The sequence below is a fragment of the Streptomyces jumonjinensis genome, from assembly GCF_009600885.1.
Classification (GTDB): Bacteria; Actinomycetota; Actinomycetes; order Streptomycetales; family Streptomycetaceae; genus Streptomyces; species Streptomyces jumonjinensis.
On record NZ_VCLA01000002.1, the window covers coordinates 60,881 to 68,377 of the forward strand.

Here is a 7,497-nt window from a genome sequence, read left to right on the forward strand (position 1 = left end):
TGTCATGTACTGGTGGGCGGACAGGGTACTGCAAGATCGTAAAAATCGAAGTGTCGCGTGGGAATTCTGTCCGGATTCCAGTCGTTGTTTCCATCGGATGCAGGGCACCCGGGAGGGTGTCGCGACCTACTCAGCAAGGGAGCTCGCATGGCAACCCGTGCCGTCGCCCGTCGCCAGTCCGAGACCAAGAGGACCCCCGGCCGGGCCGCCAGTGTTCGCGCGGTGGGCGGAGAGATCGCCGACCGCGACCTGGTCGGCATGTACCTCGACGAGATAGCGCGTACGCCGCTGCTCGACGCCGCCAAAGAGGTCGAGCTGTCCCAGATCATCGAGGCCGGTGTGTACGCCGGGCAGATCCTCGACAAGGAAGTCGAGAGCGACGCGGGCGGCGCAGGCCGTGAGGAGCTCGAAGCGCTGGTGGCCGAGGGCGAGCGCGCCAAGGACGTCTTCATCCGGTCCAATCTGCGACTGGTGGTGGCGGTGGCCCGCCGCTATCCGCGCAGCGGACTGCCCCTGCTCGACCTGATCCAGGAGGGGAACGCGGGCCTGGTGCGCGCGGTCGAGAAGTTCGACTACGCCAAGGGCTTCAAGTTCTCGACGTATGCGACCTGGTGGATCCGACAGGCGATCACCCGCTCCATAGCCGACCAGTCCCGCACCATCCGGCTCCCCGTCCACCTGGTGGAGGAGCTGGGCCGGATACGCCGGGTGCAGCGCGAGTTCAACCGTGAGAACGGGCGGGAGCCCGAGCCCGCGGAGATCGCCGGTGAGCTCGGCTCGACCCCCGCGCGGGTCATCGACGTCCTGGACTGGGCGCGTGACCCCGTCAGCCTGAACATGGCGGTGGACGACGCGGGCGAGACCCAGTTCGGCGATCTGCTGGAGGACACCTCGGCGGTGTCGCCGGAGCAGTCGGTGCTCACCCTGCTGCGCAGTGAGGGTCTGGAGGACCTCATCGGCAAGCTCGACCAGCGCACGGCCTCGATCATCCGTATGCGGTACGGCATCGTCGACGGCCGTGAGCGCACCCTCACGGAGGTCGGCAAGGAGCATGGGCTGACCCGGGAGCGCATCCGGCAGATCGAGAAGCACGCGCTGCTGGAGCTGAAGCGGATGGCGAGGGACACGGGCTTCGACGCGGCGGCCTGACGCCGGTGAGTTCCCCGTCCCCGTCCCCGTCCCCGTCCCTGTCCCTGTCCCCGATCCCTTCCCCGCTCCTGTCGTCCGTACCGTTCGCGTCCTCTGCGTGGGCGGTACGGCCAGAGCCGGACCCCGAGGCCATCCCCCCGGCCTCGGGGTCCTTTCCTTATCCGGGCCCCGACCGGTCCGGGGCACTCCGGCGCGCTCGTGCCCGGGTCCGCGCTCCTGCCCGGACCCGCGCCGGGAACCTCAGCCGCCGGCCGAACGGGTCAGCCGCGCGCCCAGCTCCCTCATATGGGCCACCAGCTGCGGCGGACCCGCCACGGTGAAGTCGCAGTCCACCAGCGACAGCCGCAGGGCCAGCCACTCCAGTGAGTCCGTCGACCGCGCCCGCACCCGGCAGCTCGCCTCCCCCGTGGGCGCCGGGGTGCCCAGCGACCGGGGCAGCTGGGCCGCCACCAGGGCCGCCGGGGCATCGAAGGTCACATCCACCTCATGCTCCTGCTGAGCGGACCTGGTGTGGCCGAAGAGCTGCTCCGCGCTGTTGACCGGCAGTTCCCTCGGGGCGAACCGCGCGCCCGTCGCGAACGGCTCCGACACCCGGTCCACCCGGAAGGTCCGCCAGTCCTCCCGCTCCATGTCGTACGCCACCAGATACCACCGGCGGCCCGTCGACACGAGACGGTACGGCTCCACCAGCCGTCTGCTCTCGGCGCCGTCCCTCGCCCGGTAGCCGAACCGCAGCCGTTCCCGGCCGGTCGCCGCGCCCGCGATCGTGGTCAGGGTGCGGGGGTCGATCATCGCGCCGTCGCCCTGCGCCAGGGGGACCGTCGCCGACTGGAGGGCGGTCACCCTCGGCCGCAGCCGTGAGGGGAGCACCTGCTCCAGCTTGGCCAGCGCCCGTACGGACGCCTCCTCGATGCCCTCGATGGCATGGCCCGCCCCCGCCCGAAGCCCCACGGCGATCGCGACGGCCTCTTCGTCGTCGAGCAGCAGCGGGGGCATCGCGGCCCCCGCGACCAGCCGGTATCCGCCCACCGCGCCTTTGGTGGCCTCCACCGGATACCCCAGATCCCGCAGCCGGTCGATATCGCGCCGGATCGTCCGCGGGCTCACATCGAGGCGCTGAGCGAGCTCGCTCCCCGGCCACTCACGGGGCGTCTGGAGGAGCGAGAGCAGATTCAGGAGTCGTGCCGGAGTGTCCGTCATGCCGTCCAGCATCACCCGTAATTAGGTCCCGATCTGTCCTACACCCCTTCTACTGTTCTCCCCATGAGCCGACAGACCCACCCATCCGCCATACCCGAACCACCGACGAAATCCGCCGAGCCCACGAGTCCGGGCGCGGCGGCGGACGCCGGGGCGGCGGCCGACCGCCGCCGCTGGATCGCCCTCGCCATCGTGATGACGGCCGCCTTCATGGACCTCGTCGACGTCACCATCGTGAACATCGCGATCCCCAGCATCGAGAACGATCTCGACGCCTCCTTCGGGGCGATTCAGTGGATCACGGCGGGCTATGCGCTCGCCTTCGCGGCGGGGCTCATCACGGGTGGCCGGCTCGGCGACATCTACGGCCGCAAGCGGCTCTTCCTCATCGGCATCACCGGCTTCACCCTCGCCTCCGCCCTCTGCGGATTCGCCATGAGCGCGGAGATGCTGGTCGCCTCCCGGCTCCTGCAGGGCGCGATGGCCGCGATGATGGTGCCCCAGGTGCTGGCGATCGTCCACACCACCTTCCCGGCCCATGAACGCGGCAAGGTCTTCGGCCTGTTCGGCGCGGTCGTCGGGCTGGGGGCGGTCTCCGGGCCGCTGCTCGGCGCGCTGCTGACCGAGTGGAACCTCTTCGGGCTCGAATGGCGGCCGATCTTCCTCATCAATCTGCCGGTGGGCATCGCCGGACTGATCCTGGGCCGGATGTACATCACCGAGTCCCGCGCCCCCAAGGCGCTCCGGCTCGACCTGGTCGGCGTGGTCCTGGTCACCTCGGCGCTGCTGATGCTGATCTACCCGCTGACGCGCGGCCGTGAGCTGGGCTGGCCGCTCTGGGGTCATCTCCTCATGGCGGGGAGCCCGCTGGTGCTCGCGGCGTTCGTGGCGTACGAGCGGTACAAGACCCGCAAGGACGGCTCCCCGCTGGTCGAGCTCTCGCTGTTCCGGGTGAAGAGCTTCGCCGCCGGTATCGCCGTCCAGCTCACCTTCGGCGTCGTCATGGGCGTGTTCTTCCTGGTGTGGACGCTCTATATGCAGATCGGGCTGGGCTGGTCCGCGCTGCGGGCGGGGCTGACGGGCGTGCCGTTCTCCATCGCGGTGTCGGTCGCGGCCGGGGTGTCCGTGCAGAAGCTGGTGCCGCGCTTCGGGCGGAAGGTGCTTCAGGCGGGTGCGCTGACCATGGTCGCGGGAATGCTGCTCTACATCTGGGAGGCCGACCGCTACGGCACCGGGATCGGCTCCTGGCAGATGGCCGTGCCGCTGGTGGTGATGGGACTGGGCATGGGGCTGATCGTCGCCCCGCTGACGGACGCGATCCTCTCCGAGGTGCCGCGTGAGCACGCGGGCTCGGCGTCCGGGCTGATCAGCACGGTGCAGCAGACCGGTACCGCGCTGGGCCTCGGGCTGGTCTCGGTGGTCTTCTTCGGCTCGATGGACGACTCCATCGGCGACGGCTTCTCGGAGCACTCGGCGGGCGACGCGGCCGGCGCCGCCGGTGGTTCCGCCATGGAGCAGGGGCTCATCCGGGAGATGATCGGGAACGCCTTCTCTCACGCGTTCCGCAACTCCCTGTGGTGGGTGGTGGCGGTGCTCGGCGCCATCTTCCTGCTGATGTTCGCGCTGCCCGCCCGTCCCAAGCAGCATCTGGAAGGCGCGGACGCGGGCGCTGGCACTGACTCGGACGGGGCGGCTGACGGGAACGCGGCCGTGAACGACCGGGAGCCGACGCTGACCCACTGAGACCGGACCGGATCAGCCGGACCTGATCCGGTCCGGCCTTCCGGTTCCAGCCCGACTCTGTCTGGTTCCGGTGGGCCCGGGGACGACGCCCGGCGGGGGTGCTCCACTGAGGGAGCCGCCCGCCGGGCCTCAGCGCACTCGGGCGCGCAGTTCCATGGCCTCGCGGGCGGTGTGCTCCGCGCTGTAGACCTCGCACATATGACGGCCGTCCGGCGTCGCGGTGTGCTCGACCTCCCAGAGGCTGGTCTCGACGCCGTCCAGCAGCAGAAACGCGTGCTCGTACAGGGTGAATCCGGCGTCCTTGCCCGCCACCCGGCAGTGCCGGGCGAAGACCTGGGCGATGTGGTGGGCGAAGGCGGACCGCAGCAGCTGGGCGGTCTCCTCACCCGGCCGGTCCGCGTTCTCCGCGCGGCGCAGCACCCGGCGGGCGTGGTCCGCCGAATTGTCCGGGACATACATCCGGGGGAGCTCGGCCGGAGGGGTGGCCATCAACGCGGCGAGCAGGGCGAAGTCCGCGTCGAGCCCCGCGTCCAGGCCGATGGGGCCGGGCAGTCCGCGCTCCGCCGGGTCGGCGTCGGGGCCTTCGGGGAACCCGGAGGCGCGGAACGGGAAGAGCCCGCCGCCACCGGGCCCGCCGGGGTCGGCGAACCCCGGGAAGCCCGCGGGCAGCCGGGAGGCGGCGAGCCGCACCTCCGACTCCTCCGTGTACAGCTCATGCTGCTCGGCGCTCTCGCCTCCGGTGCTGTGCACCAGCTCCCAGAGCACGAGCGAGCTGCCGTCGCTCAGCAGATACGCGTGCCGGTAGGTCGCGCGGTCCAGCGGGCCGCTGTGGTGCGAGGAGTGCAGCGAGCTCGCATGGGCGAGCGCCGAGCCGAGTCTGTCCACTGTGGCGTCGGGCAGATCGAAGGAGTTGAGCGCCCGGCCCAGGAGCCGCTCAAGATGTGTCTCGGTGGTCTCATGCGGATCGTTCAAAGTGGGTCTCCAGGCCGTCGCCACAAGTAACTCGTTGATTGCTAAAAGTAGCCCCTCGGTCTGACAGCGCGTCCAGTCGTTGCGAAAAACGAAGCAAGTCTTTGTGAAGTTCCTCCGTTCGCTTCAACGGGCATATCTCGTAGATCAGTTGATGTCGTACAGCTCCCGGTACGAGGGAAAGACCCCGGCCGGTCCGCTCACTCCACCGGCCGCGAGAACGGCCTGCACGATGGCCTTGGCCACCAAGTCCGCGCCCGCGGCCAGCACTTCGTTCAAAGCGAGCGGGTTCCCGGCGGACAGCGGCACGGCGCCCGTGGCGAGGGTGAAGACGGTGTCCCCGTCGTTGAGGAGATGGGCCGGGCGCACGGCGCGAGCGATTCCGTCGTGCGCCGTCCCCGCGAGCTTCTGCGCCTGCGCTCGGGTGAGATCGGCGTCGGTCCCGACGACGGCGAGTGTGGTGTTCAGCGGGGACGGCCCGCACGCCGCGCGCGCCGCGCTCGCCTCGGCCAGCCGCCGCACCGCCGCCGAGTGCACCTCGGGCGCGGGACGGGGCACGGTCCCCCCGCTCCCGTACGGCACCCCGGTGAGCGGATCGACCGCCGAGCCGACCGCGTTGACGATCACCAGGGCGGCGACCGTGATCCCCGAGCCCTCCAGATGGACGCCGGCCGTGCCCACTCCGCCCTTGAGCCCGCCGACGACCGCTCCCGTGCCCGCGCCGACGGAGCCCGTCGCCACCGGGCCGCCCACCTCTCCGCGCGCCGCGTCCTCGACCGCCGCCCGGCCGGTCGAGGCGTCGGGCCGGGCCCGCCAGTCCCCGCCGCGCCCCAGATCGAAGAGACAGGCCGCCGGCACCACGGGCACCACCTGTCCGGGCCCGCCGACCGGCACTCCCCGGCCCCGCTCCTCCAGCCAGGCCATGACGCCGCCCGCCGCGTCCAGCCCATAGGCGCTGCCGCCGGTCAGCACGACGGCGTCGATCCGCTGCACCAGATTGCGCGGATCGAGCGCATCGGTCTCCCGGGTGCCCGGTCCACCGCCGCGTACGTCCACGGCGGCGACCGCTCCGCCCTCCGGCGCGAGCACCACGGTGGTGCCGCTCAGCGCGCCCTCGCCGGGCACCCGGGCATGGCCCACCCGCAGACCTTCCACATCCGTCAGCGCGTCACGCCGCCCGCCGCTCCGCGCCTCTTCGTGCGTCACACCAATCGCCCTGTCGCTCATGTCCCTTACGTACCACGGGTGCGGCTTATGCCGGGGCGGAACGGGACCGAGGGGAGCGCAGCGTGGGCGCGGGGCGCTCCGGCCGGGGACGGACCGGTGGGCGGGTCGTACCCTTGAGGTATGAGCACCGCCCCCGCCCACGGCCCGCGAGACGCGAAGAACTCCCGGCAGCGGTCCCCCGAGCCGAGGATCGACTTCGACGATCCGCTGGACCAGCAATCCTCGGACGATACGGACCGAGGGTGGGGTGAGCGGCCTTCCCCGGGCGGCGGCGCCGATGACTTGGCGCGCTTTCTCGATGAGAAGCCGCCCCACCACATCTGAGCCCGGACCGTCCACGGCCCGATGAGTCCCCTCCGGGCCCCCGCAGACCGGCCCGGGGCTTCGCCGTGCCTCAGGGCCGATCGGAGCCGGGCACGGGGCCGGAGCCAGGAGCCGAGCCGGTGCCCGAGCCGCCTCGTGACTGCGCCAGCAGGGTGTCCCGGATCTCCTTCAGCACCTCCAGCTCGGTCAGCTCCACGACCTCCTTGGCGCCTTCCTTCGCCGCGTCCCGGGCCGCCTTGCGCGCCAGGTACTTGGACATCGGCAGCACCATCAGGAAGTAGACGACCGCCGCCGTGATCAGGAAGGTCAGGATGGCCCCGAGCACCGACCCCCACATGATTCTGATGCCGTCGACCTCGCCGTTCACCATCTTGCAGGTGCCCTTGAGGCAGGAGCTGTAGGAGTCGAGATTCTGGGTGCCGAAGGCGCCGACCAGCGGGTTGATGATGCCCTTCACCACCGAGTTCACCACCTGGGTGAACGCCGCGCCGATGACGACGGCCACAGCCAGGTCGATCACATTGCCGCGCATCAGGAAGGCCTTGAAGCCCTCCAGAACGCTGACCTTCTTCTCGCTCACTACGGAGCCTCTCTTCGCGAATACGGGGGACGGAGTCAAACGCTCCGCAACCTACGGCAACGCGTGGCCACGCTGTCCACTCCGGACCGGCGAAGAGGTGACGGGGGAGTACGTCAGTACGAGTGGCAGGCCGCGGCACGGCCTTCGCTCCCCGCCGCCGGATCAGCACAGGATCACCGCCAGCCCGGACGCCGCGCTCGCCGCGGCCAGTTCGGCGGCGACGGCCCGCGGCGCCGACAGCACCACCAGCGCGCCCCCGCCCTCGGCCGCACCGGCGGGCTCCGGCACCTCCGCCACGCGCACTC

The 7,497-nt window shown here is 71.1% G+C and carries 7 protein-coding genes; 3 read left to right on the forward strand and 4 right to left on the reverse strand.

All coding sequences use genetic code 11. From position 1 onward, the window contains the following. Positions 1-147: 147 nt before the first annotated feature. Complete coding sequence (locus FF041_RS00265) at positions 148-1,149, forward strand: sigma-70 family RNA polymerase sigma factor (RefSeq protein ID WP_153480778.1); 1,002 nt, start codon at positions 148-150, stop codon at positions 1,147-1,149. Between the two features lie 240 nt (positions 1,150-1,389). Here FF041_RS00265 and FF041_RS00270 read toward each other — a convergent pair whose 3' ends face one another. Further along, complete coding sequence (locus FF041_RS00270; RefSeq protein ID WP_153520467.1) at positions 1,390-2,349, reverse strand: helix-turn-helix transcriptional regulator; 960 nt, start codon at positions 2,347-2,349, stop codon at positions 1,390-1,392. 63 nt (positions 2,350-2,412) lie between these two features. Between FF041_RS00270 and FF041_RS00275 the strand changes: the two genes are divergently transcribed. Further along, the gene (locus FF041_RS00275) at positions 2,413-4,092 is read left to right on the forward strand and encodes an MFS transporter (RefSeq protein ID WP_194291880.1); all 1,680 of its coding nucleotides are present in this window, start codon (positions 2,413-2,415) and stop codon (positions 4,090-4,092) included. Positions 4,093-4,221: 129 nt separating this feature from the next. On the opposite strand, the gene FF041_RS00280 is transcribed toward FF041_RS00275, so the two are convergent. Continuing rightward, positions 4,222-5,064 carry a DUF6227 family protein gene (locus tag FF041_RS00280; protein ID WP_153480776.1) on the reverse strand — a complete coding sequence of 281 codons (843 nt, stop codon included), beginning with the start codon at positions 5,062-5,064 and terminating at the stop codon, positions 4,222-4,224. Between the two features lie 144 nt (positions 5,065-5,208). Further along, on the reverse strand, positions 5,209-6,288 hold the full coding sequence (locus tag FF041_RS00285) for a P1 family peptidase (protein ID WP_153520468.1): 1,080 nt from the start codon (positions 6,286-6,288) through the stop codon (positions 5,209-5,211). 120 nt (positions 6,289-6,408) lie between these two features. Between FF041_RS00285 and FF041_RS00290 the strand changes: the two genes are divergently transcribed. After that, positions 6,409-6,612 carry a hypothetical protein gene (locus tag FF041_RS00290; protein WP_153520469.1) on the forward strand — a complete coding sequence of 68 codons (204 nt, stop codon included), beginning with the start codon at positions 6,409-6,411 and terminating at the stop codon, positions 6,610-6,612. 70 nt (positions 6,613-6,682) lie between these two features. Here the strand turns inward: FF041_RS00290 and mscL are convergent, their stop codons facing one another. Then, positions 6,683-7,192: a large conductance mechanosensitive channel protein MscL gene (gene mscL / locus FF041_RS00295; RefSeq protein WP_323390840.1), complete on the reverse strand. Its 510-nt coding sequence runs from the start codon at positions 7,190-7,192 to the stop codon at positions 6,683-6,685. Positions 7,193-7,497: the final 305 nt, after the last annotated feature.

Bases quoted from the DNA above. Each gene is read 5' to 3' on its own strand.
- FF041_RS00265 (WP_153480778.1), top strand. From the start codon at position 148: ATGGCAACCCGTGCCGTCGCCCGTCGCCAGTCCGAGACCAAGAGGACC.
- FF041_RS00270 (WP_153520467.1), bottom strand. From the start codon at position 2,349: ATGACGGACACTCCGGCACGACTCCTGAATCTGCTCTCGCTCCTCCAG.
- FF041_RS00275 (WP_194291880.1), top strand. From the start codon at position 2,413: ATGAGCCGACAGACCCACCCATCCGCCATACCCGAACCACCGACGAAA.
- FF041_RS00285 (WP_153520468.1), bottom strand. From the start codon at position 6,288: ATGAGCGACAGGGCGATTGGTGTGACGCACGAAGAGGCGCGGAGCGGC.
- FF041_RS00290 (WP_153520469.1), top strand. From the start codon at position 6,409: ATGAGCACCGCCCCCGCCCACGGCCCGCGAGACGCGAAGAACTCCCGG.